General features: G+C 69.4%; 22 protein-coding genes and 1 pseudogene. 6 read left to right on the forward strand and 17 right to left on the reverse strand.

Features of this window, described 5'->3' with window-relative positions:
* Window positions 1-33 precede the first annotated feature (33 nt).
* Window positions 34-3,132, reverse strand: a complete 3,099-nt coding sequence (locus tag ACZ5GP_RS11345; protein ID WP_468750610.1) for an AfsR/SARP family transcriptional regulator — start codon at window positions 3,130-3,132, stop codon at window positions 34-36.
* Window positions 3,133-3,520: 388 nt separating this feature from the next.
* On the opposite strand from ACZ5GP_RS11345, the gene ACZ5GP_RS11350 reads away from it, so the two are divergent.
* From ACZ5GP_RS11350 to ACZ5GP_RS11365, 4 genes are all read left to right on the forward strand, one after another.
* Window positions 3,521-4,702, forward strand: coding sequence for a serine hydrolase domain-containing protein (locus ACZ5GP_RS11350; RefSeq protein WP_358583348.1), 1,182 nt, complete (start codon window positions 3,521-3,523; stop codon window positions 4,700-4,702).
* Between the two features lie 407 nt (window positions 4,703-5,109).
* Window positions 5,110-5,949 (forward strand): alpha/beta fold hydrolase, encoded by an 840-nt coding sequence (locus ACZ5GP_RS11355; protein ID WP_358696352.1) that lies wholly within the window; start codon window positions 5,110-5,112, stop codon window positions 5,947-5,949.
* Between the two features lie 107 nt (window positions 5,950-6,056).
* A complete protein-coding gene (locus ACZ5GP_RS11360) occupies window positions 6,057-6,890 on the forward strand; it encodes an alpha/beta fold hydrolase (protein WP_358696351.1) in 834 nt (277 codons plus the stop codon).
* A gap of 206 nt (window positions 6,891-7,096) precedes the next feature.
* A complete protein-coding gene (locus ACZ5GP_RS11365; protein WP_468750611.1) occupies window positions 7,097-7,939 on the forward strand; it encodes a MerR family transcriptional regulator in 843 nt (280 codons plus the stop codon).
* 529 nt (window positions 7,940-8,468) lie between these two features.
* Here ACZ5GP_RS11365 and ACZ5GP_RS11370 read toward each other — a convergent pair.
* Window positions 8,469-8,739: pseudogene (locus ACZ5GP_RS11370) on the reverse strand (alpha/beta fold hydrolase); the annotation flags it as partial.
* A gap of 346 nt (window positions 8,740-9,085) precedes the next feature.
* On the opposite strand from ACZ5GP_RS11370, the gene ACZ5GP_RS11375 reads away from it, so the two are divergent.
* Both ACZ5GP_RS11375 and ACZ5GP_RS11380 read left to right on the forward strand, forming a co-directional pair.
* Complete coding sequence (locus ACZ5GP_RS11375) at window positions 9,086-9,961, forward strand: helix-turn-helix domain-containing protein (protein ID WP_468750612.1); 876 nt, start codon at window positions 9,086-9,088, stop codon at window positions 9,959-9,961.
* Between the two features lie 154 nt (window positions 9,962-10,115).
* Window positions 10,116-10,880 carry an SDR family oxidoreductase gene (locus ACZ5GP_RS11380; RefSeq protein WP_361082013.1) on the forward strand — a complete coding sequence of 255 codons (765 nt, stop codon included), beginning with the start codon at window positions 10,116-10,118 and terminating at the stop codon, window positions 10,878-10,880.
* 607 nt (window positions 10,881-11,487) lie between these two features.
* On the opposite strand, the gene ACZ5GP_RS11385 is transcribed toward ACZ5GP_RS11380, so the two are convergent.
* The 15 genes from ACZ5GP_RS11385 to ACZ5GP_RS11455 form a co-directional block, all read right to left on the reverse strand.
* On the reverse strand, window positions 11,488-11,724 hold the full coding sequence (locus ACZ5GP_RS11385) for a hypothetical protein (protein ID WP_468750613.1): 237 nt from the start codon (window positions 11,722-11,724) through the stop codon (window positions 11,488-11,490).
* 824 nt (window positions 11,725-12,548) lie between these two features.
* Window positions 12,549-13,805, reverse strand: a complete 1,257-nt coding sequence (locus ACZ5GP_RS11390; RefSeq protein WP_468750614.1) for a tetratricopeptide repeat protein — start codon at window positions 13,803-13,805, stop codon at window positions 12,549-12,551.
* 206 nt (window positions 13,806-14,011) lie between these two features.
* Window positions 14,012-14,611: a GNAT family N-acetyltransferase gene (locus tag ACZ5GP_RS11395; protein ID WP_468750615.1), complete on the reverse strand. Its 600-nt coding sequence runs from the start codon at window positions 14,609-14,611 to the stop codon at window positions 14,012-14,014.
* Window positions 14,608-14,766 carry a hypothetical protein gene (locus ACZ5GP_RS11400; protein ID WP_468750616.1) on the reverse strand — a complete coding sequence of 53 codons (159 nt, stop codon included), beginning with the start codon at window positions 14,764-14,766 and terminating at the stop codon, window positions 14,608-14,610. The genes ACZ5GP_RS11395 and ACZ5GP_RS11400 overlap by 4 nt, the downstream gene beginning before the upstream one ends.
* A 400-nt stretch (window positions 14,767-15,166) precedes the next feature.
* Entirely contained in the window at window positions 15,167-16,192 is a 1,026-nt protein-coding gene (locus ACZ5GP_RS11405; protein ID WP_468750617.1) for an NAD-dependent epimerase/dehydratase family protein, read from the reverse strand.
* Complete coding sequence (locus ACZ5GP_RS11410; RefSeq protein ID WP_468750618.1) at window positions 16,189-16,629, reverse strand: type II toxin-antitoxin system RatA family toxin; 441 nt, start codon at window positions 16,627-16,629, stop codon at window positions 16,189-16,191. Before ACZ5GP_RS11410 ends, ACZ5GP_RS11405 begins: the two co-directional genes overlap by 4 nt.
* A gap of 96 nt (window positions 16,630-16,725) precedes the next feature.
* Window positions 16,726-17,928, reverse strand: a complete 1,203-nt coding sequence (locus ACZ5GP_RS11415; RefSeq protein ID WP_468750619.1) for an acyl-CoA dehydrogenase family protein — start codon at window positions 17,926-17,928, stop codon at window positions 16,726-16,728.
* 2 nt (window positions 17,929-17,930) lie between these two features.
* Window positions 17,931-18,605: a P-loop NTPase family protein gene (locus ACZ5GP_RS11420; protein ID WP_468750620.1), complete on the reverse strand. Its 675-nt coding sequence runs from the start codon at window positions 18,603-18,605 to the stop codon at window positions 17,931-17,933.
* The gene (locus tag ACZ5GP_RS11425; RefSeq protein ID WP_468750621.1) at window positions 18,602-19,735 is read right to left on the reverse strand and encodes an aminotransferase class I/II-fold pyridoxal phosphate-dependent enzyme; all 1,134 of its coding nucleotides are present in this window, start codon (window positions 19,733-19,735) and stop codon (window positions 18,602-18,604) included. The genes ACZ5GP_RS11420 and ACZ5GP_RS11425 overlap by 4 nt, the downstream gene beginning before the upstream one ends.
* Window positions 19,732-21,057, reverse strand: a complete 1,326-nt coding sequence (locus ACZ5GP_RS11430) for a B12-binding domain-containing radical SAM protein (protein ID WP_468750622.1) — start codon at window positions 21,055-21,057, stop codon at window positions 19,732-19,734. The genes ACZ5GP_RS11425 and ACZ5GP_RS11430 overlap by 4 nt, the downstream gene beginning before the upstream one ends.
* A gap of 152 nt (window positions 21,058-21,209) precedes the next feature.
* Window positions 21,210-21,914 (reverse strand): HAD family hydrolase, encoded by a 705-nt coding sequence (locus ACZ5GP_RS11435; protein ID WP_468750623.1) that lies wholly within the window; start codon window positions 21,912-21,914, stop codon window positions 21,210-21,212.
* The gene (locus ACZ5GP_RS11440; RefSeq protein ID WP_468750624.1) at window positions 21,911-22,801 is read right to left on the reverse strand and encodes an ABC transporter permease; all 891 of its coding nucleotides are present in this window, start codon (window positions 22,799-22,801) and stop codon (window positions 21,911-21,913) included. The genes ACZ5GP_RS11435 and ACZ5GP_RS11440 overlap by 4 nt, the downstream gene beginning before the upstream one ends.
* Window positions 22,794-23,768 carry an ABC transporter ATP-binding protein gene (locus tag ACZ5GP_RS11445; RefSeq protein WP_468750625.1) on the reverse strand — a complete coding sequence of 325 codons (975 nt, stop codon included), beginning with the start codon at window positions 23,766-23,768 and terminating at the stop codon, window positions 22,794-22,796. Before ACZ5GP_RS11445 ends, ACZ5GP_RS11440 begins: the two co-directional genes overlap by 8 nt.
* Complete coding sequence (locus tag ACZ5GP_RS11450) at window positions 23,758-24,312, reverse strand: hypothetical protein (RefSeq protein WP_468750626.1); 555 nt, start codon at window positions 24,310-24,312, stop codon at window positions 23,758-23,760. The genes ACZ5GP_RS11445 and ACZ5GP_RS11450 overlap by 11 nt, the downstream gene beginning before the upstream one ends.
* The gene (locus tag ACZ5GP_RS11455; RefSeq protein ID WP_468750627.1) at window positions 24,309-25,385 is read right to left on the reverse strand and encodes a hypothetical protein; all 1,077 of its coding nucleotides are present in this window, start codon (window positions 25,383-25,385) and stop codon (window positions 24,309-24,311) included. The genes ACZ5GP_RS11450 and ACZ5GP_RS11455 overlap by 4 nt, the downstream gene beginning before the upstream one ends.
* Window positions 25,386-25,424: the final 39 nt, after the last annotated feature.

The following is a 25,424-nucleotide window of genomic DNA, read 5'->3' on the forward strand; positions in this document are numbered from 1 at the left end:
GGGAAACCAGTACGACGGGTGCTGACGGGAGCATCATGCAGGACCCTTACTCCTCGGAACAGGAAGCTTGTGCTTCCCGACCGCCCTCTCGGGCACGGTGGGCGCGGGGTCCTCATTCATGTCGAGGGCGGCGAGCCGGTCACGGACCTGCTGAGCGCTGTGTGTCATCGCCCGCGCTTCAGCGTCTTGGAGGGCGTTGACCCAGTCCGCCCGTGCCCCTTCCCGGTCGCCCATGGCCAGCCGGGTGTCGCCGAGCCGCATCAGGGTGCCGAGGGCGTTCCTGTGGTCTCCCAGTTCACCGAACGCCCTCGACGCCCGCTGGTAAGTGGTCACCGATTCCTCGTAGCGGCCGAGCAGGCGAAGGTTGTGGCCCAGGATGTCCCACCCCTGGGCGAGCTGCCAGGGCGCGTCGAGGCGGTGGAACAAGGCGATGCCTTCCTCGCTGTACACGAGGCTCTTCTCGAGGTTCCCGAGGTTGGAATGGAACCAGGCGAGCTCGAGGAGGCACTCGGCCAACCACAACTCTTCGCCTGTCATCCGGGAGAGTTCCAGTCCCCGCTCGGAGGCCGCCACGGCTTCCCCCGTCCGCCCGAACAGGAACAGCGCGCAGGCCGTGACGTAGTGGGCTCGTGCCTGTTCACCGATGTCGTCGAGCTCTGCGAAGATCGCTGTCGCGTGTTGCAGCTGCTGCAGGGCCTGCTCCTGATGGCCGAGGTAGCCGTGGATCCCGCCCAGGTGCCGTAGGCAGCGGCCCTCTTCGAGGAGGTCGTTCCGACGCCGGGCCACTTCGAGGGCGGGGGTCAGCGCGGCGATGGCTTCTGGCCAGAACTCCTGACGGTTGAGGTATTCCTTGAGCGACCAGGCGAGCCCCGTGATGTGAGGGTCGAGCTGCTGGCTGACGGCGGTGTGGAGCAGGCCCGTCAGCACGTGGTGTTCGGCGGTGAGCCATCGGGTCGCCTGCTCGACGGTGGTGAGTTCCTCCGGAGTGACGCCCGAGCGGGGTGTGCCGAGTTCGAGGTCGTGCGATGTGTCCTGTTTGAGGAACCGGTTTGCCTCGCAGGCGGTGAACATGTAGTGGTCCAGGATCCGGAGAGTGGCGTGATGACGACCCTGGCCGGTCTCGTGGGCGTGAGCGAGCTCGGTGGCGTAGCCGCGGAGGAGGTCGTGCAGGCTGTAGCGACCGGGCAGCGGTTGTTCCACGAGGCAGGAGCTGAGCAGTTCGGCGAGTGCGCGGCGGGTCCGGGCGAGGGGAAGGCCGGCGAGGCTGGCCGCGGCGGGGGCGGTGATGTGGGGGCCGGGATGCAGGGCCAGCAGGCGGAAGAGCCGGGCGGCGTGCTCATCGAGTGACCGGTAGGACCAGGAGAAGACGGTGCGCACGTCTGTGGTGGTGTCGGAGCCGGTGAATGCCTCGAGCCCGCCGTGGGTGTGTCGCAGGTCGTCGACCACGGCGTGGAGGGGGAGCGCGGGGTCGAGTTCGGCGCGGGCCGCGACCACGGCCATGGCCAGGGGAAGCCGTCCGCACAGCTGGATGATGTCGGCTGCGGCGGCGGGCTCGGCGGCGAGTCGTTCGGGTCCCAGACGTCGTTCGAGGGCCTCGTGCGCCTCGGTCGGTGTGGGCAGCGCGAGCCGGAGGGGCTTGGCGCCGTCGGTGGTGACGAGGCCGAGAAGCTGGTTACGGCTGGTGATCAGGGTGAGGCAGCCCGCTCCTGCGGGAAGGAGTGGGCGCACCTGCTGCTCGTCGCGGGCGTTGTCCAGGACGAGGAGGACCCGCCGGTCGGCGAGGAGACTGCGGAAGAGTGTGCTCCGGCCGGCGGTGTCTTCGGGGATGCGCGGGGCGGGGACGCCCAGGGCGGTGAGGAAGCCGTGCAGGGCGCTACCGGGTTCGACGGCGGGTGCGTGCGGGTGGAATCCGCACAGGTCGACGAAGAGCTGCCCGTCGGGGAACGAGGAGGCGATGCGGTGCGCGTGGTGCATCGTGAAGGTGGTCTTGCCGACACCGGGAGCGCCGCTGATGACCACGGCGGGGGCAGTGGTGGGTCCGGGGTGGCCCGTCGCACCGATGGCTGTGGACAGCCACGCGCCTTCGGTCGCCCGTCCCGCGAACGCCAGCAGGCCGCGCGGCAGTTGCGCCGGGCGTGCCAAGGACGGAGGAAGGGACGCTGCTCTCCCGCCGTCCGCGACCGGGGTGCCACGTGTGTCGGACTCGGCTTCCGTGTCGTCGGGTCGGCCGACGGCCGGGCCGGTCGACGAGGTCGCCTCGCCTCCGTCCGGTGCCCCGGTCGTGGTGGTGCCTCTCGGACGGCGGCCGTGCTGGATCACCGTGTCATTCGTCAGGTCGGCCGGGTGCAGAGGCGGGAGGTCGTGGTGTAGGATGCCCTGGTGCAGAGCGCGTAGGGCCGGACCTGGTTCGAGGCCGAGCTCGTCGGCCAGATGTCGGCGCACGTCGGTGTAGCGCTGCAGGGCTTCGGGGTGTCGGCCGGCGAGGTACAGCGCTCGCAGCAGCAGGGTCCAGCCGGTTTCGCCCAGCGGGTGCTGCGCGGTTATCTCCTCTGCCGCGTTGAGGGCTTCGGTGATCCGGCCTTGCAGGAGCAGGCCAGTGGTGTGGATCTCGCGAGTGGTCTGCCGCAGCTCCTCCAGACGTGCTGTCTCCTGGACGGCGAACAGGTGGTGCGCTGCGTCGGCGAACGCCGTGCCGCGCCACATGCCCAGGGCCTTCTGGGCCTCCTCCACGACACGATCGGGTCGGCCTTGGTCCAAGTACCGGTGTGCCTGGGCGGCGGACCGCTCGAAGCGTACGGTGTCACGGTTCTCGGGCGGCACACGCAGGGCATAGCCCAAGGGTTCGGTGACCAACACCTCGAACGCCCCCTGGCGGCGCAGACGCTGGGGTTCCAGCGTCGCGCGTACCTTGCTGATGTGGGCGTGCAGGGAACCCATGGCCGCGCTCGGTGCCCGCCCCGGCTGCTGCGGCCACAGTTCCTCGAACAGAGTCTGCGGAGAGACCGCCCGGCCGTCGGCGAGCAGCAGACGAATCAGCAGGAGTCGCTGCCTGCGCCGACCCGGGTCGAGTACCGCCCCCGCCCGCCGCACCTCCAGCGGACCCAGCAGTCCGAAGTCGAGACCTTGAACCACAGTTGTCACCGTACCCAACAGAATCTCCACCGGCGGCGTCACCCCTGGGACGCACACCTGACCAGGATCCGGCACACGGACAACGTGTTCGCGCGGTGACGAAACCCGGCCTCGGCTCCACCGGGCACCACAGGAAGGGTGTGGCGGCGGCTCAGGGCACAGGAGCGATGAGGACCGCGTTGTCCGCTTCCCGCATATCGAACAGGACAATAGCAGGACGTCGTCCGGCGGCAGGGCTCGTCAACCAGCACCTCCGCGGAGAAGGCGAGCGCATCGGCGCGTCGGCGGACGGCTCCGTCACCGGCCCCCTCAGGCGCGGCACATGAACAGACGCCATGCATCATGACCTGCGGCGACGCGTGAACCGCTGCGACGTACAGCCCGTTGAGTGAGCGAACGGTTGTCGTCCAGAGCGGAGAAGAACATGATCGTCGAGGGAACGAGCACCGACCGGTTCGAACCGGTACGAGCGGCGCTGACAGCACATCTCGAAGCCGGCGAGGAGTTGGGGGCATCGATCGCCGTCGATGTGGACGGGGTCATGGAAGTCGATCTGTGGGGTGGCCACGCGGACGAAGCGCGGACCGTTCCGTGGCAACGGGACACGTTGGTGAGCATGTGGTCGACCACGAAGACCCTCACCAGTCTCGCGGCCCTCATCCTCGTCGACCGGGGCGCACTGGATCTGCGCCGCCCGGTCGCGCACTACTGGCCCGAGTTCGCCGCCCGGGGAAAGGAGCACATCGAGGTGCGGCACGTCCTGGCCCACACCTCGGGACTTTCCGGCTGGGAGCAGCCCTTCTCCGTGGAGGACCTGTACGACTGGCCCACGGCGAGTGCCCGGCTGGCCGCGCAGGCACCCTGGTGGGAACCGGGCTCCGCTTCGGGTTACCACGTGCAGACCCAAGGACAGTTAGTGGGGGAACTCGTCCGGCGGGTCAGTGGCCGTACCCTGAGGGAATTCGTCGACACCGAGATCGCCGAGCCGGCGCGAGCCGATGTCCAGCTCGGTGCGCGCGAAGCCGACTGGCCGCGCATCGCCGATCTGGTGGCGCCCTCGCAGCTCTCCGGTATACCCACCGGCCTCGATCCCGACGGGATCTTCACCAAGACGCTGTTCGGAAGCCCCGCGCGTGACGAGCACGTCGACACCCCGCGGTGGCGCTCCGCCGAACTCGGAGCCGTCAACGGTCACGGCAACGCACGAGGCATGGCCCGAGCGCTCTCCGTCATCTCACGGCGCGGCCGGGTCAACGGCCTACGGCTTCTCTCCGCGGAGACGGTGGACAAGGTGTTCGACGTCCAGGCCGATGGAGTCGACCTGTTCCTGGGCGTCCCCGTCCGCTGGGGCATGGGCTACGCGCTCGCCGATCCGAGGACGATGCCGCACATGCCCACCGGAAGGATCTGCTTCTGGGTCGGTCGGGGCGGTTCGATCGTCGTGATGGACCTCGACCGGCGCGTCACGTTCTCGTACGTGATGAACCGGGTGGGCGACGGCATCCTCGGCTCGGAGCGCACGTACAGCTACCTCAGACGTGTCTACGAAGTCTTGGAGTCCGCCGGTTGAGGTGTACCCGCGCCCGCGGCCGGAGCGCGGCAGCCGGTGCGACGCGGCAATCGCCTCGCAGCGTGAGCTCCGTGGCATCCCTTCGGCCACGGAATCGATCACGGCGGGAAGCCGCTGATCGCCGTGACCCGCACAGCCATTCCACTGCCCGGGAACGAGCAGCTCATTTCCGAGTGAACCGGCCCGGCCGTCCCGTCGTAATACGAGTCGTCATACGAGACGAAGGACGCCCCACTCCCGGTGACCGGACGAGAGCAATGCCCCGGTCCGGGCCGGACACATGGTGCGGACGTACGTCAACTCAGTCACACGCCAGGCGGCTCGGGGCCTTGCTCCTCGAACGTGTCGGCCTGTTTCGCCTGGCCCGCCCGTCGAGGGCCATCAACCAACCAAGAGGGATTTCACGCATGCGCATCACCCGCCACGTCCGCCCGAGCCGCAGAACCGCACTGCTCGGTGTCACCGCGGCCGTAGGTCTGTCCGTCGCCGCCGTCACCCTGCCCGGCACCGCAGGCGCGACGCCCCACCACGCGGAACGTCCGACGATCGTGTTGGAGCACGGAGCGTTCGCCGACGCCGCGAGCTGGGACGGTGTCGTCGCCCGGCTGCAGCGCGCCGGCTATCCGGTGGTGTCGGCCGCCAACCCGCTGCGCGGTCCGGCGAGCGATGCCGCCTACCTGCGCAGCGTCCTCGAACACGTCGACGGGCCTGTGGTCCTGGTCGGCCACTCCTACGGCGGCACCGTCATCAGCCAGGCCGCCGCGGGCATGGAGGACAAGGTGAAGGCTCTAGTCTACATCGCGGCGTTCCTCCCCGACACGGGCGAGAGTTCGATCGGGCTGACCAACAAGTTCCCCGGGAGCACCCTCGGCCAGGCCGTCGAGTCCGTCAACTACTCCCTGCCCGGCGGCGGTCAAGGCGCGGACGTGTACATCAAGCCCGAGAAGTTCCGCAGCCAGTTCGCCGCGGACGTGCCGGCGGCCAAGGCCAGGCTCATGGCAACCGGACAGCGGCCGATCGCCGCCGCCGCACTGGAGGAGAAGTCCACCGAGGCCGCCTGGAAGACGATCCCCTCCTGGTCGCTGGTCACCACGGGAGACCGCAACATCCCCGTGGCCACCCAGCGCTACATGTCGGCCCGTGCCAAGGCCCGCACGACGACCGTCGACGCGTCACACGCGGTATCCGTGTCCCGCCCCGACGCCGTCACCCGCATCGTCGAGCAAGCAGCCCGCACGGTCCGATGACCGACGGGCCCGCCCTGTCGCCCGTCACACCTCACCGCACCCGCACAGCCGTGCCCGACCGTGCACTTCACCCTCAGACGTATTCACACCGGAAGGCAGCAACCACCATGGCGTTCATCACCGTCGACCAGGAAAACTCCACCAGCATCGAGCTGTACTACGAGGACCACGGCGCGGGGCAGCCGGTCGTGCTGATCCACGGCTACCCGCTCGACGGCCACTCCTGGGAGAAGCAGTCCGCCGCACTCCTGTCGGCCGGATATCGCGTGATCACGTACGACCGGCGCGGTTTCGGCCGCTCCAGCCAGCCCACCACCGGCTACGACTACGACACCTTCGCCGCCGACCTGAACGTGGTCCTGGAGACCCTCGGCGTCAACGACGCCGTTCTGGTGGGCTTCTCAATGGGCACCGGTGAAGTCGGCCGTTACCTGGGCACCTACGGCTCCGACCGGATCGCCAAGGCCGCCTTCCTCGCCTCGCTGGAGCCCTTCCTCCTCAAGACCGACGACAACCCCGGCGGCGTCGACGGCACCATCTTCAAGGACATCGAAGGTGCCGTCACCGCCGACCGCTACGCCTACTTCACGGATTTCTACGAGAACTTCTACAACCTCGACGAGAACCTCGGCACGCGCATCAGCGAGGAAGCCGTCCGCAACAGCTGGAACGTGGCCGCCGGTGCCTCCTCGTACGCCTCCCTGGCCTGCGTGGCCACCTGGTCCACCGACTTCCGTGCCGACGTGTCCAAGATCGACGTTCCGGCACTGATCCTGCACGGCACCGCCGACCGCATCCTGCCCATCGAGGCCACCGGGGAGCGCTTCCACCAGGCACTCCCGCAGGCCGACTACGTCGTCATCGACGGCGCACCCCACGGCCTGCTGTGGACCCATGCTCGGGAAGTCACCGACGCCCTGCTCGCGTTCCTCGCCAAGTGACCAGCGGCCGACGCCTCACCTGACGCGAGACGGCAAGCGGCCGGTCACGCGCCGGGCGGGAAGCTGAGCCGTACCCCCGCTGCTGCACGGCAGGACCGTTCGCCGTGGGGCCTCGACGTAGCGCGGGCTGACAGGCCCGTGCCGCTTCCACGTGGCACGGGCTCGGGACTGGACCTTGCGGTCGCTGCAAGGCCGAGGATGGCAGCATGTTGTCGATCAGTGAGTTCAGTGAGATGTGTGACCTGCCGCCGCAGACACTTCGGTACTACCACGCCGAAGGCCTGCTCGTTCCGGCCGATGTCGACGAGTGGACCGGCTACCGCTCCTACACGTTCGGGCAGGTCGAACGGGCCATGCTGGTCGCCGTACTGCGCGGCACCGGTATGAGCGTGACGCTCGTCCGACGCGCTCTCGACCAACCTGACGAGGCACTGATCCTCCTGCGGCAGCACGTGACGGAGGTGCGTCGGCAGCGCCGAATCCAAGACGAGGCCATCAGGGACGCACGCGAGTTGCTCGCGTCGCCTCCCGAGGCGGTCCTGCGCCACGTGGACGAGATGACCGTGGCGTCGAAGCTGGTGCCGCGCCCGCCCGCCGGGCGCAACCGGTACGACTGGAATGCGGCCGACGCCGCGGTCGCTGCCGCTGTTCAGCACGTGGTGAGGACCGTGGAGTCGTACGGAGGCGTGGTAGCCGGGACGCCGTGGCGGGCCCTGGCCACCGAGACGCCGGAGCAGAAGAGCCGACTCAACGCCGGCGAGGGACCGCATTGGCTGGTCAAAGTCCCCGTCACAGCGGATGAAGAGACGTTGGCGTCTCTGCCTGCCGACATCGAGGTGGAGACGTTCGGGTCCCGTGACGAGCTGTCGATCTTCATGCCGGGCAAGAGCTCGATGGCCAAGCACGCCACTGCGCTGTCGCGTCTCCTCGCGCACCCCTTTGACGGCGCTTACGTCGACACCTCCCGTATGCGCTGTCTGCTGCACCCCAACGGGGTCGAAACTGCCGTGGCCTTATGTGAGTTCCGTGAGCCGAGCGCCGTCGAGTGACCTCAGAACCGCCGTCGCCGGTCCATGCGTGTCGGTTCGCGACTACGAAGCCCACTCACACCGCTCTGGGGGTACCCCTGCGGCGGCGGCGTTGATCTGCGAAAACGTGAGCGTGCCCTTGACCTTCCGGGCGAACCCTCAATCAGTGAAGAGGAACAATGACTGCCAAAACGCGCCGCACGATGAGCATCGCAGCCCCGTTCGTTGTGGCCCTGGCGGCCCTGACCGCGCCGGCGCATGCTGCTACTGAGCCCCGGCACGGAGCGTCGCATTGCCGCCCCCCCCCCCCCCCCCCGCACTCTTCACCAGGCAGGCGCGCAGCCTCTGCCACCGCGTTTCGTCCTGATGTTCTGATCCTTCGGCCGCATTTGAGGGCTGGCGCCGGCGGCGGGTCGGTGCGAGGACCCGCCGCATGCTGGTGCGCCCGCATGACGGCCGAGTCGACCGAGACGTCCCAGTCGATCTCACCCGCCGCGTCCGCCGCAGCCTGGGCCTGGGCCTGGGCCTGGGCCTGGGCCTGCTGGAGCAGACGCTTGTCTGACAGGAACGTCGTGCGGGCGAAGACTGCCGCCATGTCGGGGTCAATGGCACAGAAACTGTTGGTCAGCTCCTTACCCATTTCCGGCCGCTCCGGATTCCCCCGTGATCACGGGAGCCATCGCCGAGGACCAGCCCAGATAGTTCGAATCCAGCGACCCCAACAGTTCCTCGATGTCGTCCGCGGTGAAGCCGCCGCGGTAACCGTCGTCATCGATGTAGCAGGTGAGCCCCATCGCCGTTGCCCCGATCCGCTGCGGCGCAGTGCCCGATGGTGAATCGGCCAGTGTCGGTCCCTGCCCTCAGGCCCCCAGCGTTCAGGCCACCGAGTTCACGCGGCAGCAAGCCGGGGTAGTTCCTATGCGTCGCCGGCGATCGTAGGGGTACGAGGTCGCTTACCTGGCCCTGGACGGCACGCATGTGCCGGGCCGCCCGGAGCGGATGTGATGCGAACCCGCTCGGCCGTCGTTGCGCCCCACGCGCAGACAGCCGGCCCGACCCACCCGACCGGGCCGTACACCCAGTCGGGGCCGGGGCCGCGCGCGTTCCAGGCGTGGCGCTCCCGGGAGGTAGCAGGCGGGTGTTGTGATGAGGGTGAATACTGGTGTGGTGGGTGTTTCACGCATCAAGCCTCATCTGCGGTGTCTGGACGGCAGCGGGTCCGATCTCGGCCATGCAGTGGCCGAGCGGTCGATCGAGCGCGCCGCGGGCAGATCGGACGTCGCCCCGCTGTCCGTGGGCCCTCCGGTGCATGTGCTGGTGGTGCACACGGGGCGGTCGGCCAGTCTGCGCTGGTCAGCGGACGGGACACCGCGCCAGGAGCGGTTTCATGCCGGGGAGGCGCTGGTCAATCCCGCCGGATGGGCGTCGCGGCCTCGCTGGCAGGACGACGTGGAGCTGCTACTTCTGGGGATTGATCCGGCATGGCTGGAGCAGCTGACGGCCGAGAGCGGCGCCGCCGGCCAGGTAGAGCTGGTTCCGCGGTTCCACTTCACCGATCCGCTGCTGAAGATGCTGTTGGAGCGTCTGGTGTCGGAGTACTCCGGCCCCGGCCCCGCGGACTCCCTGTACGCGCAGTCACTGGTCCAGGCGGCCGCCGCGATGATACTGCGGGTGGCCGCCGAAGGCCGGACGCTGCCTGGCCGAGCGGGCGGGCTGCCGCCGCGCCGGTTGGCCGAAGTCATGGACTACATCCACGCGAACCTCTCGCAGCGGGTCACGCTGGCGGAACTGGCCACCGTGGCCCAGGTCAGCGAATCCCACTTCACCCGAGTCTTCAAAGCATCGACCGGCGAATCCCCGCACCAGTACGTGATGCAGCAGCGTCTGGAGTACGCACGAGGGGAGCTCACCCGTACCCGCAGACCGATTGCGGAGATCGCGACGGAGGCAGGATTCGCGGACCAGAGCCATCTGACGCGGATGATGCGACGCTATGTCGGTGCCACTCCACGGCTGCTGCGGGACGGCAGCGGCGGACGCTGACGGCCGGCGGGAAGTCATGAGCGGTTTGTTCCACCTCTGATCGGATCGTTCAAGATCCACATGCGCTTCTGCGGTGAGTCTGGTGAGTATGGCTTGGCCCGCGGTGTCCGCCGGGGCCATGCCGTCCCACCCGAGCACATCGCAGGAGGCAGTCATGGTCACCACCCCGGACAAGACACTCAACGGCAAGGTCGCCTTCGTCGGCGGCGCGTCCCGTAACCTCGGCGGGCTGATCAGTACCACCCTCGGAGCGCAGGGCGCCCGGGTCGCGGTGCACTACAACAGCGACTCCTCCCGGGCCAAGGCCGAGGCGGTCGTGGAGGAGATCAACGCCGGCGAGGGCGAGGCGTTCGCGATCCAGGGCGACCTGACCCAGGTCTCCGAGGTGGAGCGGGTCTTCGACGACGTCGTGAACCGGTTCGGGAAGCTCGACTACAGCATCAACACCGCCGGCATGGTGCTGAAGAAGCCGCTCACCGAAATCACGGAGGAGGAGTACGACCGTATGTTCGCGGTCAACTCCAAGGCCGCGTTCTTCGTGATGCGCGAGGCCGCCCGCCGCATCGAGGACGGCGGGAAGATCATCACCATTGTCACCTCGCTGCTGGCCGCATACACCGGCCTGTACTCCACCTACGCGGGCAGCAAAGCCCCGGTCGAGCACTTCACCCGCGCCCTGTCGAAGGAACTGTTCGGCCGCAACATCGCGGTCAACAACCTCGCCCCGGGACCGATGGACACCTCATTCTTCTATCCCGCCGAGGACGACGACTCCATCGCCTACCACAAGTCGTCCGCGATGAACGGTGACCTCACCAAGATCGAGGACATCGTGCCCTGGGTGACGCATCTGCTCACCGACGGCTGGTGGGCCAACGGCCAGACCATCTTCCTCAACGGTGGCTACACCACCCGATGAACCAGCACTGCCCGGTGGGCGGCACCCCGCCGCCCACCGGGCCGGGCCACGGAGAGCGTCCACTCGAACCACCCTGGGGCGTCGAGCCCCGTGGCCAACTGCCGCGCGCGGGGGTGCCGAGTCCGGACGCTCAGACGAGGCGCCTACGGCCCCGGAGGATGACGCATGCCGCGATGGCGGCTGTCAGGGGCAGGAGGATCGAGGCACCGAGCCACTGCATGGAGGAGAACTGGGACATCGGGATGCAGTCCGTGGACCACCCAATGACGCCCTCCTTCGTCAGACAAGCCTCGGTTGCCTTCTCCGTCGCCTCACTGCAGCTGCCCCAGCCAAGGGGTCGCCGGACGCTGTGAGGTAGGACGAGTCTGCAATGTAGGCGCTGTCGGGTACGCGCGGGCGGGCGCCGTCGGCCCCATCGTGGCTGGGGCCGTGAGAACGCTCCCCAGGGACAACCGGAAGCGTGCCCAGACCACTTGTACAGCGATGGCGAAGCCCAGGGTGACGACCATGGACAGCAATGTCCGGCGAAGCATCATGCCGATCGCCGCGCCACCGATGAGAGTGAACAGAGTGAACGCCACGAGGCCAGGCCCGCTTGTCGAAGCTCTCACCTTCGGACCAGTGCAGGGTGAACGTCGAGGCCTTGATGGGAGACCACCACCAGGTGAACGCCGATGAAGGCCGCGGTCATGACCGCTCCGGCGATCAGGAGCGTCCAGTGAGTGGCGCGGTGCTGGCGCCACACGAGCCAGGTCACTCCGCGCAGCCGAAGGGCATGGTCACGGCCGGTTTCGGTGCGGGTCGAGCCCGAAGAGGTGTTGTCGACGCTGGTCATCGTGTTCATGCCACTACTCCCTGCGGGCCGACCACGACACCGTGCCGCTCCCCTGCATCCCGACACCCCGCTCACCAGCATCCGCCCCGAGCCCAAGGCATACGGTGCCGGGGGCGCCGCCGATCGCTTACCGGGGCATGTGCAGGGCTGGAGTACAACCATGCGGGGCACCCGCTCGCTTCTATCCCGTCGGATGGCTCTGCGACGACCACCGGCCGTAGCCCACAGCACGGACGACCCATGGGACTGCCCTACCTGCTCCCGATCGCTCCCACGACTTCCCACCATGCACCTGGCCCCTGCCGCCGATGCGGTGGTCACCAAGATCCGGACCATTCCCGGACCAGCCCCCGCGCGAAAGGCTTACAAAGCACCGTTTTCCCTGGTCAGTCGGGGTAAAGCTGCTGTACCACCAGCAGACGAAGAACCTCCTGGTGTCGTACTCACCGAAGAAGCTCGGCTTCTTCTAGAGGCGCGAAAAAAGTCGCCTGACCAGCGCTTTTGCCGGTCAGGCGCCTTCCGCTCGGCCCGCTCCGAGCATGGCCCGGTTTACGTCTTAACTCCCAGTTCCTCCCACCGCTATCCCGCTTCTGCCCAGCTCTTCCGGACCAGCCTCGGACCAAAACTCCGACTCACCCCTCGGGCACCGCGCCCTGACTGACGCGGTCCCACTCCTGCATGGACTGCTCAATCAGCCGGACCTCGACACTCTGGCACGCGCGGCGATCTGGCCGAGGGTCTGTGCTGGCGCCAGCACCAGGTCTTCGCCAACGCCGGACGCGGGCCGGCTCTGAAGGCTCCAGACGGATGGGCGGTGGCCGTAAAGCCATTGCCTACACCACTCCCCCCAGGGCTCCCAAGCCGGAACGCGGCCCCCTCTCCTCGCACGCCGGTTGTCGGGGGCGGTGCGGGTTTCCCGTCGAGGCCGGGGTGAGGAGGAGGGTCTCGTAGGTGTGGTGGTGGCGGTGGGCGATGCGGTGGTGCAGGAGCTCCGCTGCCTGCTTCGGCTGGCCGGCTTCCAGGAGGGCGCGGGCGTGGGTGTCCTGGATGACCTCGCGTTCCACTCGGACGCCTCCGATGCGCTCGGCCTGCTTGCCAAGTCGAGCAAGCAGGTCGACAGCCTGGCCCGGTTGCCCGGCGCTCATGTGGGCCAAGGCGCGGGCAACGGGGGCCAGAACCTCAGCGTAGTCCTCACGTGGGTCAGCCTCGGCGCGCTGGGCAAGTGCGTTCAGGGCGTCGGTGTCGGCAGCGACGGCCAGGGCGAGAGCGAGTTGGAAGGTGTGAAAGATTTCCGCCCAGCCGCCGGGTTCGGCCAGCAGGTGGTGGATGTGCTCCAGGTCGCTGGTACGGGCCGGGTCCTGGCCGGCCAGGAGCAGGCGCCAGTTGGTAGCCGCGCGCATGCCGACGTCAGTGCGGTGCCGCGCTGCGTCCAGGTTTCCGGCGGCCAAGTCCTGCAGGGCGGCGTGCCACTGCAGGTGCCGGCGTTGCAGTGCGTTCGGATTGGTAGCCAGCCAGGAGTCGACGAAGGCCGTGCAGGCGGGCCCGGTGCCCTGTTCGTGCTCGGCGTGGGCTCGGGCGTGTACCGCCGCCCCAGAGCGGGGCTGCAAGTTCAGGGCGTGCTGGGCAAGTTGCCAGGCTTCGTCGGCGGCGCCCTGCTCGGCCAGAGCGCCGGCCGCCCAGGACGCCCATGGCCATGACTCCTTGCCCGCCCACTGGTACTGGGCCAGGGTCAGGTCTCGGCCGTGCTCACGGTAGATGCCGTCCACGTGGGAGAACGCGGAGAGCATCGGGCCGGCCAGCACGTCCCCGGGGAACCGGGCCAGATGCAACACCGCGTGGTCGGCCGTGGCCCGGTGCTGGTTGTGGGCCGACAACCACAGCCCGTAGATCAGCGACGTCAGGCGCGCGTCACCGGCCTGCCCAGCCGCAACGTGCGCAGCGTGCAGATGTGCACGTACCTCCTGATGCTCCAGAGCCTCCCTGTCCGCGTATGCCCACAACGCCTTCGCCAACGGCGAATCCGGCTCGTGCTCCGCCCACGTCCGCAACGCCGGCAGTGCCTGCCCACTCATGGCCAGCCACTCGGCCACCGCCCTCCCACCGGCTTCCCCTCCCTCTGGACGACCGACCTGCGCTGTTCCCATCTGACTGTCCTCCATACCCGTACCCCTCGACAGATCCGCAGCAAAACGGCCGACCGGCTCTGCCCAACGAGTCCACGCCAGCCCTGGTCACCGGCAACGGCTGGACAGCCGAGACCACCCCGCGCGACGGCAAGCCTGCGCAGTCCGTCAGCTCACAGTCGAGAGAGGCGGCCGGTGTCAGACGTGCGGGATGACGTCCACGGGAGGGCCCCTGATGAGGGCACGCCGAACATATGGAGGCATGCGTCGATCCCGTCGACCTGGGTGTGCTGCCGCTCTTGGTGCGTCCAGTCGTGCGCGGTGATCGCGGCGTCGTGAGCTTCGACGAGGCGGCCGTCGACGGTGAGACGGCGGACCCCGTTGGCGGTGCAACCGAGCTTCTCGGAGACCCGGCGGGAGGCCGCATTGTCGGTGAAGGCGGAGGAGGTCACGTGCTCGGCGCCGAGCACGTGGAAGGCGCGGTGGAGCGCGGCGGTGCGCATCTGGGTGCCGTATCTGCGGCCCTGGTAGCAGCGGCCGAGCCAGAAGCGGGTGCGGGCCTCACGTGTGATGCGGAAGTCGCGGGCGGAGAGATTCTGCTGACCGACCGGCTTTCCGTCGTGGAAGAGGGCAAGTAGCAGGCGCCAGCCCTTGACCAGGCGACCATCGGTCCGCCGCGGCCGTCCCTCGAAGAGGCGGGTCATCGCGGCTCGCAGGGTCGCGGCGGTCTTGGGGCTGACCGTGTTTTCTGGAGCATCGGTGGGTCGGCTCACCGGGGATCACCAGCCATCTTGAGGACGTTGCCGGCGATGTCGAGTTCTCGTTCGGCGAGGTCGCGACGGCAGGCGGGTGTGGAGGGGCTGTTGGTGAGCTCCAGTTGCTTGCGCTTGTGCGACTCATAGATCGGGAGGTGCTCGGGACCGATCATGCTGTTGGGGCATCGATCGGGGCGGCAGCGTTCGTCAAGTGGGCCGGTGTGTCCCTCGGGGATGATCTCGTTTCAAGGCAGACGGCACAGGTGGCCGGCGGAACGACGGGAGTGCTGAGTTTTGTCTTGCCGCTGAACTCGACGACCTGGCGGGCGCTCTGACCGGGTCATGGCTCCTCGGCCGGCCAGGACAGGCTGAGCGCGGGGGCCACTGCCGTGAGGCTGTTGAGAGTGGTCACGTGGTGGCGGACCGTTTGCGGTGATCTTCCCTCCGCGGCCAGGTCGTTGAGGGCGTCCTGGCATGAGACAGGTGTAAGCAGCTCGCGACATGCGTCCTCACGCTCGGTGCCATACTCAGCCGGCCGAGGAATCGGGGCGACGTTTCGGACGGTGACCATGTCTACGGCCTCCAGGGCCTCGGCTCTCGGCGGGCCGTCACCGCGTGGTTTTCCGCCCAGCGCCGGATCGAGCGGTACAGCGTCGTCGTGACGGGGTCCACCGGGTGCGTCACCTCGAAGGGCTCGGTGAGCGTCAAGTACCCCTGATAGGCCTGGAACGCGGTCACCCTCAGCAGTTGGGCGCGGTCCAAGTGCTCCTGGGCGAACGGCAGGTAGAAACGGTTCCATTGGCTGCTCGTCAGATACGGCAGGGGTGCCAGGAGCGGCACACCGCACTCCGTACGCCAGTCGTTGAGGGCGGACAGCAGGGTGTCGAGGGCTTCACCCACGGACGGCGCCCGCTCACCCCTGCCCAGGACGGACAGCCTGACGTCGGTGGGAGCGTCCCCGGCGACGAGTTCCCGTACGTGTTCGGCGATGTCGTCGGTGCTGACGATGTCCAGGTAGGCGGTCTTGTCGGCCACCCAGGCGGGAACGGCCCCCGTGCACAGGGAGGACGGCAGCCAGAAGAAGCCGCTGTACCGGTCGAGGAAGCCGTCCTCGCGTGCGCCCATCACGACGGGGAAGCGCACGATGTCGGCCGACGCACGCTCGGCGACGATCAACCGTTCCGCCGCGGCCTTGGACCACTCGTAGGTGTTGCGGTACGCCTCGGTCGACGTGGGTGCGACGCTGCCCGTCAGTCCGGTCGCCCAGGATGACGACAGGTGGATGAGGCGGGTTCCGGCGCCCATCCATTTCAACAGGGCGCGCAGCGGGTCGACGTTGGCCCGTTCGGAGTCCTCCGGCGAGAGGTTCCAGCGGGTGTCGGCGGCGCAGTGGACCACGGTGTGCCAGGGGCCGCGCAGTTCCTCGGGCGGCTCTTCGGAGCCGATCCGCCAGGCGAGGCGGCCGGCGGAAGGGCCGCCCCGGCTGCTGACCCCGTACGTGTCGTAGCCGGCGGCGGTCAGACGGCGCAGGACCGCGCCGCCGACCGCGCCGGTGTCTCCCGTGACGAGCACGCGCGTGCGAGCGGTGAGGGGGTTCACGAGGCGACGAGCCGCCTCTCGATCGCCCGGAGCATCTGCTCGGAGTTCTCCCGCAGCGCCTTGGTGGCGACCGGGTTGAGCATGTCCGCCAGCAGCGGGATGCCGATCTCGAAGTCCACGCAGAACGTCACCAGGGACGCGCCCTCGCCCTGGGGGTCCACCCGCCAGTAGCCGGTGAACTCGTCCAGGTCGCCCGAGACCTGGTCGAAGGTCATGGTGCGCAGGTCTTCATCGAGTTCGTCCTCCTCGACCCACTCCAGCACGGAGCCCTTGAGGAGCACGGACCATTCACTGAGACGTCTGCCCTGCGACTGGCCCCGCACGGTCACCGACTCGACGTTCTCCATGTACGCGGCGTAGTCCTCCAGCCGCGTGACCGCCTGCCACGTCGCCTCGACGGGTGCCGCGATCCGCAGGTTCACTTCCACGTGGGGCATGTGCCGACCTCTCTCTGCGCGCGCTCGTCGCGCGACGGTTCCCCTGACGAATGACGTACGACCCATGACGTGGTGCGTGTGGGGGGGCACGCCGGTTCAGTCGGCCGGGTCGAAGGTGATGTCCCGCCCGGTGCAGTGGTCGCCGACGATCTGGTCGCAGACGAGCAGGCTCGGCGGGTGGTGGTGCGCCGCCAGAGAGTCGATCTGCAACAGCGCGGTCGGCTGGCCGAGCGTGTAGAGGTGGCTTCCGACGACGGGAGTGATCGCCGACAGCACACGGTCCCGTACGTCGCTGAGTGTGGCCCGCAGCGCGATCGCCGTGGCGAGTGCCGCCCGGCCGGTGAGCGCGCCGTCCCCGAAGTCACGAGCGAGCTGGCGGCAGGCGCCTCCCAGGGTCAGCGCCTCCCGGGTCGCCCGGCCCAGGAGCGGAACCCGTTGGCCGTACCGGCCCGAAGCGGTCACCTGTCGGTACGCCACATCCAGCAGGGCGCTCAGCACCCCGTGGTAGGTCGCGGTCAGCAGTACCGTGAACCACACCATTCCGGAGATCACCGTGTCGTCGACGACGTCGGCCGGGCCACGGTGGAAGACCAGCCGGTCGTCCACCTCCACGTCGTCCAGGACGATTTTGGCGGTGTCCGAGCCTGTCATGCCGAGGGACGGCCAGTCGCCTTGGACGGAGAGGCCCGGTGAGGCGGCGGGGATGAGGGCGAGGATCGTCTCGTCCGTCGCCTCGACGCGCGCGGTCAGGCACACCAGAGTGGCGGTGGAGGCCAGTGAGCAGGGGTACTTGACGCCGGAGACCCGGTAGTCCTTGCCGGACTCGACGGCCGATGACCGGCTGCTCATGAAGTTGGGGCTGCCGCCCGGCTCCGCGAAGGCCGAGGCGACGAGTGCGTGCGTTCCCGCGATGCCTTCGAGCAGCATCCAGCTGGTGTCCCGGTGCCGCTGCCAGTAGTCGGCCATCAGGCCGACGGTGAAGGAGTGCATGTTCAACGCGATGGCGGCGGACGGGGCCACGACACCCAACGTCCGCTGAGCCGAGGCCACTTCGAGCAGGGTCGCGCCGCCACCGCCGAACTCCCGGGGGATCGCCAGAGCGGCGAACCCGCTGGCGGCGACCTGCCGGATGCGGTCGGGACCGGTCAGGTTCTCGTCCCGGATGCTCTCGTCTAGCGTCCACCGGGTGTGCCAGCCGGCGCCGAGCAGCGCCATGTGGGGTGCCTGCGAGGGGGGCGCGAGACCGGACCGTTCCGCTTCGTGGTCCGCACCCTCCTTCCGTGTACGGCTGTTGCTCATGCTCAGCTGCTCCCTTCCCTGGCCGGACGAATGGGGTGCGTGGGCCGGCCGGTACTGCCGGGGCGTTCCCCGCAGCCGCACACGCTCTCGGGCGTGGTGTGGGGTCCGTAGGGCGACGGGTCAACCGGCGGTGGCAGTTGGCGGCGCAGCCGCGCCGCGGCCCGGCGGGTGCCGCAGCGCACCACCGGCACACCGCAGGTTTCGAGTGCCGGGCGCATCGCACGCAGCTCCCGGGCGCGGAAGCCCACTGCCTTGCGGACGAGGGCGGTCAGGCTGCGCACCGGCGGGTCGTCCGGGGTGAGCGCGGCGGGCAGGTAGTCCCGGGTCGGGCGGCCCCGCCGGATGTCCCCGCGCAGCCGCACGGACCGGCGTACCAGGGAGCCCGCGCACAGCCAAGGGTGCCGGTCGAGCAGGATCACCAGGTCGGCGTGCGTGACGCGCTGGGCCACGGTGCCGACGAAGTTGCCGTCCATGATCCAGCGGGGAGCCGCGACGAGCCGTTGCAGGGTCTGCTCCCACTCCTGGTCCGTGGGCCTGCGCCAGCCCGCTCTCCAGTACGCGTCGTCGAGGTGGATCAGGGGCAGGCCGGTGTCGGCGGCGAGGGCGTGGCAGTAGGTCGACTTGCCGCTGCCCGGACTGCCGAGCACCACGATCCTGCGGACGGGCCGCGGCGTCATCGCGACTCCAACGGGTCGTTCATCAGCGCGGCCACCTTCCGCATCGTCGGCGTGTCGGCCAGGGAGACCCGCAGGCAGGTCTCCAGACCGGGCAGGTCGTCGAGGGGCCGGATGCGGATGTCGTGCTCGTCCAGGTGGCGCGTCATCCGCGCGGGCAGGGCCCGGTCGCCGGTGCGGAACGTCACGAAGTTGCCGCCCGGGTCGAGCGCGCTCCACCCGGGGTGTCCGGCGAGGACCTCGGCGACGAATGCGGTGCGGACGGCCCGCACGTCGCGCCACACCTCGGCGAACCGGTCCCGTTCCCCGAGCACCACGTGCAGGAGGGCCAGAGCGGTCGCCGAGACGGTGCTGTCCGGCCGGAACCTGGCGAGGTAGGAGGTCAGCCCGGGCGAGCCGAAGACCGAGGCGACGCGCGCCCCGGCCAGGCCGAAGGTCTTGGAGTACGAGCGGAGGACCAGGAGGTGCGCGGACGCGGCGACGAGCGGGATGTGGGTGAGGCCGGTGAACGCGCCGTAGCATTCGTCGACGACCAGCAGATGGCCCGCGTGCCCGGCGAGTTCGGCCGTCTCCGCGACCTCCTGGAGCGTCAGGGCCAGGCCCGACGGGCTCGCCGGGTTGGAGAGCACGACCACCGACGGGGCACGGGCGGCCATCGTGGCGTGCAGTGCGGTCAGGTCCAGGCGGGCCGAACCCGTGGTGAGAGCGGCACAGCCGACGACGGGTACGGAGCGCAGTGCGGCGTAGTAGCGCCAGCTCTCGAACGCGGGCTCGTGCAGGATCAGGCCCGCCCCGCCGGACGCCAGGGCGTCTACGACGAGGCCGACGGCACAGTCCGAGCCCGCGGTGAGCAGGATGCCGGAAGGGGGGTGGCCGTGGAAGTCACCGAGTGCGCGCAGCAGGGACTGTTGGTACGGGTAGTGCATCAGGTCCGCCGTGGTGAGCTCGCGCGCCGCCGCGGCCAGGAGTGCGGCCGCCGCCGGGTGGCGCAGTTCGCAGCTCTTCAGGTTCAGCACGCCGGGCCGCTGCCGTCTGGGCTGCCAGGGCAGGTTCCAGACGGCGTCGCGGGTCGGGAAGGGTACGGCGGCGGCGGGCGGTGCGGACGGGTGCGGTGCGGCCCGGGGCACCCTCATCCGTCGCTCCGGTCGGCGGCCGCCGGTATGCGTTCGTACACGGATGTCACACGGCCCTCGTGGCCGAACAGGAACTCGTAGAGGCCGTCGTCGGGTGCGTGGTGGGGGTCTGCGATCAGTTGCCTGTTGTACCGGCTGATCTCCAGCGGCTGCATGGCCGGCGTCATGTCGTGCAGCCGCGTGTACATCGTGGGCCGGAAGCGGGCACCGACCTTCTCCACCAGTTCGCGGGTGCGCCTGGCACCCTCGGCTCCGGTGCCGGGAAGACCGATGATGACGAAGGCGTTGAGTTCGATGCCGGCGCGGGTGCACTGCTCGGCGAGCGCCTCGAAGCGGCCCTCCTCGATGCGTTTGGCCCGGGGCAGTGAGCCGTGGCCGTCGGGTTCGAGGGTCTCCAGACCCACGGAGACGCGCACACAGCCTGCCCGGCCCATCAGGTCCACGAGGTCGGCGTCGAGGTGGTGGACGGTGGTGGCGCACTTCCACCGCGGTGACACGGGTCCGGCCAGGAATCGGGCACACAGCTCGCGCACCCACTGTTTGTCGAGGGTGAAGGTGGGCGCGTAGAACGACACGTACTCGAAGGGCAGCGCCCGCAGGCTCTCCGCTATGTAGGCGACGGTGGCGTCGACGCTCAGCCGGCGTTCGCGGAGTCCGAAGATCTCGTGCACTTCGCAGAACTCACAGCCGACGGGGCAGCCGCGGGCAGTGGGAACCACCAGTTCGCGGCGGAAGGGGATGCCGCAGAACTTGTCCTCGTCCCGTGCGTAGAGCCGGTCGTAGTGCTCGTACGGGATCTCTTCGACGTCCGGCAGCGTCCACTGCTCGGGGGTGAGGCTGTCACCGTCGCGTGCCGGAGGTTTCCACTGGTCGCCGTCGCGTACGGCGACTCCGGGCAGCGGCGCGTGGGGGGTGCCCGCGGCGAGTGCGCTGACGTAGTGGGCGACGCCCGTCTCGTAGTCGCCGGACTGGACCACGGCGTCAAGCCCGTAACGCTGGAAGAAGCCGGGGTTCATGCTGCTCAGGCGGCCGAAGGTGAGGAGTTTGCTGTGGGGCGACAGCTCGCGGGCGTAGGCCGTGAACCGTTCGAAGCCGTCGATGGCGTCGAAGTCGTTCATCATCGCGATGATGTCGTACCGGCCCTGGTGGAGGAGCTCGCCGATCGCCTTCCAGTGCGTGTTGAACACCCCGGCGTCCTTCACGTCGACCCGGTCCACCGAAGGCAGTCGGCGCAGGTGGCCGGCCGTCATGTAGAGCGGGGTGTGATGTCCCGCGTTGAAGTAACTGGGGACGTGCGGAGGCCAGATGACCAGGACCTTCACAGGGGACTCCTTCGGCGCGATGGCTCAGAGGTGCAGTGGGGTCGGCGATGCGTACACGCTAGTGAGGGGCCGGCCGCCGGTCAGTGGATGTTCCTCTGTGCGGAACGGAAATCCGGCGGTCGGAGCTCTTGACGGTGGCGGGGTCCCAGGAGTCAGAGCATGAGCAGGGAGCGGAGTTCGGCGAGGGCCGACTCGGGCTGGTGCGGGCGGACCTGGACGGTTTCCCAGCCGAGCCGGCGGGCCGGGATCATGTCGTTGGCCTCTGAGTCGCCGACCATGACGCGGCGCCGGAAGGGGCCCGCCGCGATCTGCTCGAAGGCCCGCGGGTCGGGCTTCTTCGGTCCGCCGTCCGCGGTGAACAGGGCACTGTCGTAGACCTCGGGGACCTTGAGCCCGGTCAGCAGGCGGCGCATCAGGTTTCCCGGAAGGTAGCAGTTCGACATCAGGCGTACGGCGTGACCCGCGTCGGCCGCGCGCCGCATGGCTTCGACAATCGGTTCGCACAGCGCGTAGCGGTCGTCGTCCTCGCAGCCGAGCGCCCGCCACAGCGCCCGGTCGACGTCCTCGCCCGTACGCAGCACACCGCGCGTCCGCAGTGCGGCGACGAGCAGGTCACGGGTCCCCGGCTGGAGCGCCGACTTGTCGACCAGCGCCGTATACAGGGTGGTGAACACCTCCTCGACGATCTCTGCTGCCAACCGGCTGTCCAGTGACAGGACTTGGGCGATTCCGCGGGTGAAGTCGCCCGGTTCCGGCATGGGGCGCAATTCGGTGACCACCGTGCCGAAGCAGTCGAAGACGACCAGCGTGCCCCCTCCCGGCCCGGTCTCCGCCGTGCTCCGCTCCCTCGTCGTCATGACCACGAGACCTTTCGGTGTTCGAAGCGGAAGAAGTGCAGGGTCACCGCGGCGAACACCAGGGAGAAGCCGAGCAGCACCGACACCGGCAGCACCACGGCCGCCGCTCCGCCGCCGTCCAGGACCACGGAGTTGAAGCCGCGCATCGCCCAGTAGCTGGGCACTCCGGGAGCCAGTGGCCTGGCCCAGTCCGGCAGTGCGGACAGCGGGGTCAGGGCGCCGCCTAGTCCCGCGAACACAAGCGCCATGAGGTTGGCGAACACGGCGAGCTGGGAGACCGTACGGCACACCGAGACGAGCGCCATGCCGAACATGACCACGCACAGGGCGAGGGCCGCCCCGACGGCCACCAGGGCGGGCCAGGCGCCGGTGACCCGCAGGTCGTACAGCAGTCCGCCGACCAGGAACACGACGGTGAGTTGCAGCATGGCGACGGACAGGGGGACGACGATCCGCCCGGCGACGACCTCGCCGGGCCTGGCCAGGCCCGCCCTGAGCCGGTCCCAGGTCCTCCAACCGTGTTCCCTGAAGACCCCGAAGCCGACGAGGTTCACCAGGAAGAAGGTGAACATGACGGCCATGCCGGGTACGGCCTGTTCGGCGCCGGTGGCGCCCTCGACCTGGTCCGCCCGCAGGGCCGTACGGAACAACGGCTGCATGAACCCCATGAGAAGCAGCGGCATCACCGTACGCACCACCAGGGGTGCGGGGTCGCGGAGTTGGAGGCGAATGTCGTGTCGGATCAGGGAGGCGATCCGGCCCATGGATCCGCCGCCTCGAACGACGGGGGTCTCCCTTCGCGGGGCATCGCCCGCAGGGGCGGTCATGGACCCGGACGCGGGTCCGCCCATCGGCTCGGACGCGGGTCCGGTCGTGGGATCAGTCATGGGGAACCTCCTGGGCCACCGCTTCGTACCGGCGTCCGGTGACCCGCAGGAACACGCTGTCCAGACTCGGCTGGATGATCCTGAGGTTGACGAGTTCCCCGGTGGCATCACCCAGCGCCTCCATCAGCCGGGGCACCGCCAGATGGGGCTGTTCGACGGTCACGCGCAGGATGCGGCCGTCGCGCACCGCGGGCCAGGGAAGGACGGGTTCGGGCGGCCCGCCGGAGAAGGTGAGTTCGATCCCGCTGTCGCCGTACTGGCGGACCAGTTCCTTGAGGGTGCCGCGGGCGACCATGCGTCCGCCGCTGAGCACGGCGACGGAGCCGTCCAGTGTCTCCACCTCGGGCAGGTAGTGCGTGGAGTAGCAGATCGCGGTCCCCTCGGCGGCCATGGTGCGGACCATGTCGAGGAGCTGTTCACGGGTCTGCACGTCCACACCTGCCGTCGGTTCGTCCAGGAGGAGCAGCGGGGGGCGGTGGACCAGGGCCATCGCGGTGTGCACGCGCCGCTGTTCGCCGCCGGACAGCTGGGCCGCCCGGCGGCCGAGCAGTGTGGTCAGGCCGAGAGGTGCGGCGACCTCCTCGATGCGCCGTCCGGCGGCCCGGCCGCGCAGCCCGGCGAGTTCGGCGAAGAACAACATGTTCTGACGCACCGTCAAGGGAGGGTAGATGCCGAGCTCCTGGGGGGCCAGCCCGAGCAGTTGCCGGGCTTCGTGCGGTTGGTCCACCGAGTTCCGGCCGAACACCTCGACCTGTCCGGCGTCCGGGCGCAGCAGTCCGGCGACGAGGGACATCAGGGTGGTCTTGCCCGCCCCGTTGTGGCCGAGGAGGCCCACGATCTCGCCCGGGGCGATGTCCAGGTCGACGTCGCGCAGGGCGGTGACGGTGCCGTACCGCTTGGTGAGGCCCCGCAGCGTCAGGGGGAGGCAGTCGCCGTGGCGCGCGAGCGTGCCCGGATCAGTCCGCACGGCGGGTCCAGTTCTCCGGCATGACGTCCGGCAGTCCGAGCCGTTCCAGTTGCGGGGTCCAGGTGCGGGCCAGTTTGAAGCCCTTCATCAGGCCGCTTCCGTCGCGGACGTTGGGCAGTTTCTGTGTGTAGCCGAGCTGCCGCTCGGTGGCGTCGAGGTGGGCCCGCAGCCGGTCCAGCCAGTCCTCGCCACGGTCCTCGGCGATGGCCTCAAGGCCTTCCGCGGCAAGCCGCAGACCGTCGTGGACCTCCTGCGCGGGCACTCCGGCGAATGGGTCGAAGCTCGCCTGCTCGCCGGTGAAGGAGAGCTCCCCGTGGGTGCGCAGCCCCCTTACGGACAAGGAGAGTTGCACCAGTTCGTATGCCATGAGGACGGCGACCTCGGGCTGCGGCTCGGACACGGCGCCCTCGACGTCCTCCAGTGCGGCCCGGCACTTGAGCAACAGGCGGACCGCGCCGTGCGCGCGGAAGACGGTGAGCCGGCGCAGATCGGGCAGGGCTGCGGGGGTTGTCTCGGAAGCTTCGGGCTCTGGGCGGGTGTTCATCGGCCGGGAACCTCCTCCTGCGACTGCGGCACCGGCTGCCGCTCCGGCTCCGGCTCGGCCAGACCGAGCCACAGCATGTCGTGCCCGAAAAGCAGCAGGATGTCGTCGGGCGGGTCGGTGCCCGGCGGCCCCGACCAGAGGACCTCGTCGCTGCCGGCGGGCGGCAGGCCGGTGCGCGGCACTTCGAGCGCGCGCAGCTGCCAACGGTCGACCACCGTACGGTTGTCCAGCTCTGATGTGCCGATACCGGTCGCCCATCGCAGCACACTGTGCAGAGGCCTTCTCGATACGGCGAGTTCCTGGACGAGAGCGCCGCAGCGCTCGACCCGGGCCCGTGGGTCGACCGGGACCGCCAGGACCTCGCGGAGCAGCAGCAGTGCGTCTTCGTCCCCGACGGCCTTCAGCTTCTCGCCGACCCATTTCTCGGTGAAGTAGATCTGCCCGGCCGAGGCGGCACGGGCGTTGAGTGCGGCCACGACGGCGTCCCTGCCGCGCACCGCGGCCGCCATGGGCCGTACGTCGGCGAGCAGGCGGGCGGCGCGGGACAGCCGGTGCGCCTCGACCGTCCACCACTGTTCCACCGCCCGCGCCAGCCAGGGTTCACGCAGGCCGGCATGCCAGGTCTCCCACGGCTCGCTGGCGATCAGCCTGAGCCCGAGGGCCAGCCTGCTCGCGGTCTTGAGGGTGCGGCGCCGGTGGTTCCAGGCCTCTTGGGTGACCGTGTCGTAGCGGGGCCAGTCGCTGTCGCGCAGTTGGGCGGTGCGCTCCCGCACCGCACCGGCCTCGCGGACGTTGACGTCGATCAGTGTGCCGTGCTCGTGCGACTGGATCGGGAACCGGGTGAGCCGTCCGTGCTCGACGAGCACCAGCAGGTCCAGGTCGCTGCGCCGGTTGCCGAACCCTGCCAGCACCGATCCACCGGCCACCGCGAGCGCCGGACGCCCGAGCCCCTGATCGGTCTCACCCAGTACGTCGTCGGCGGCCAGACCGCGTTCCGTCAGGAACGCCTGGAAGCGCTTTTCGAGGAGGAGCCGTGCCGGGAAGACGGCCGGTGCGATGTGGTGGTCCAGCACGGTCTGGGGCCTCCCGGTGGCGGCTCGGCGACGAGCGAC

Source organism: Streptomyces sp. NPDC031466 (assembly GCF_055581265.1).

What these genes read in the sequence shown, in the direction of transcription:
- ACZ5GP_RS11415 (WP_468750619.1), bottom strand. Translation starts at nt 17,928, where the DNA reads ATGAGCAACAGCCGTACACGGAAGGAGGGTGCGGACCACGAAGCGGAA.
- ACZ5GP_RS11360 (WP_358696351.1), top strand. Translation starts at nt 6,057, where the DNA reads ATGGCGTTCATCACCGTCGACCAGGAAAACTCCACCAGCATCGAGCTG.
- ACZ5GP_RS11410 (WP_468750618.1), bottom strand. Translation starts at nt 16,629, where the DNA reads ATGCCCCACGTGGAAGTGAACCTGCGGATCGCGGCACCCGTCGAGGCG.
- ACZ5GP_RS11420 (WP_468750620.1), bottom strand. Translation starts at nt 18,605, where the DNA reads ATGACGCCGCGGCCCGTCCGCAGGATCGTGGTGCTCGGCAGTCCGGGC.
- ACZ5GP_RS11385 (WP_468750613.1), bottom strand. Translation starts at nt 11,724, where the DNA reads ATGAACACGATGACCAGCGTCGACAACACCTCTTCGGGCTCGACCCGC.
- ACZ5GP_RS11435 (WP_468750623.1), bottom strand. Translation starts at nt 21,914, where the DNA reads ATGACGACGAGGGAGCGGAGCACGGCGGAGACCGGGCCGGGAGGGGGC.
- ACZ5GP_RS11425 (WP_468750621.1), bottom strand. Translation starts at nt 19,735, where the DNA reads ATGAGGGTGCCCCGGGCCGCACCGCACCCGTCCGCACCGCCCGCCGCC.
- ACZ5GP_RS11400 (WP_468750616.1), bottom strand. Translation starts at nt 14,766, where the DNA reads ATGATCGGTCCCGAGCACCTCCCGATCTATGAGTCGCACAAGCGCAAG.
- ACZ5GP_RS11440 (WP_468750624.1), bottom strand. Translation starts at nt 22,801, where the DNA reads ATGACTGATCCCACGACCGGACCCGCGTCCGAGCCGATGGGCGGACCC.
- ACZ5GP_RS11355 (WP_358696352.1), top strand. Translation starts at nt 5,110, where the DNA reads ATGCGCATCACCCGCCACGTCCGCCCGAGCCGCAGAACCGCACTGCTC.
- ACZ5GP_RS11380 (WP_361082013.1), top strand. Translation starts at nt 10,116, where the DNA reads ATGGTCACCACCCCGGACAAGACACTCAACGGCAAGGTCGCCTTCGTC.
- ACZ5GP_RS11365 (WP_468750611.1), top strand. Translation starts at nt 7,097, where the DNA reads ATGTTGTCGATCAGTGAGTTCAGTGAGATGTGTGACCTGCCGCCGCAG.
- ACZ5GP_RS11450 (WP_468750626.1), bottom strand. Translation starts at nt 24,312, where the DNA reads ATGAACACCCGCCCAGAGCCCGAAGCTTCCGAGACAACCCCCGCAGCC.